The organism is Pseudomonas sp. LJDD11 (assembly GCF_024584215.1).
Taxonomy (GTDB): domain Bacteria; phylum Pseudomonadota; class Gammaproteobacteria; order Pseudomonadales; family Pseudomonadaceae; genus Aquipseudomonas.
In genome coordinates, this window is sequence record NZ_JANJFL010000135.1 from 1 (window position 1) to 539 (window position 539).

Consider the following 539-nt stretch of genomic DNA (forward strand, 5'->3'; position numbering starts at 1 on the left):
ACCCACAACAGGACCAGTGCCGCACCCGCCACAGCGGCAAGGGTCAGGAACGCCGCGCTGTAACCGGCTTCGTGAACCACAAAACCCGCCAGGCTATTGCTCAACGCCGCGCCAAGGCCGAAGACCGTCGAGAGCGCGCCAAGGCTGATGTTGAAGTGTCCGGTGCCATACGTGAGGTCTTTGACGATCACCGGAAACAGTGCACCGAAAATGCCCGCACCAACACCGTCCAGCAGTTGCACGGCGACCAGCCAGTAAGGGTCGTCCGACAGGGTATAAAGCGCGCCGCGCAGCGGCAGGATCAGGAAGCCAATCAACAACAGCGGCTTGCGCCCCCACAGGTCAGCCTTGGCTCCCACCAGCAACGCGGCCGGAATCATGACCAGTTGCGCCGCAACGATGCAAGCGGAAGTCAGTGGCGTGGCCATCTGCAGATTGACCTGCGCCAGTTTCTGGCTCACCAGCGGCAACATCGCAGCATTTGCCAGATGGAACAGCGCACAGCAAATGCCGAACAGCAGCAGTGGCTTGTTGGTGAG

1 protein-coding gene is annotated in these 539 nt (G+C 61.4%); it reads right to left on the reverse strand.

Translation table 11 applies throughout. From position 1 onward, the window contains the following. Positions 1 to 539, reverse strand: a 539-nt coding sequence (locus NRB16_RS29175; protein WP_257107606.1) for an MFS transporter, incomplete at both ends; no start/stop codon positions are given.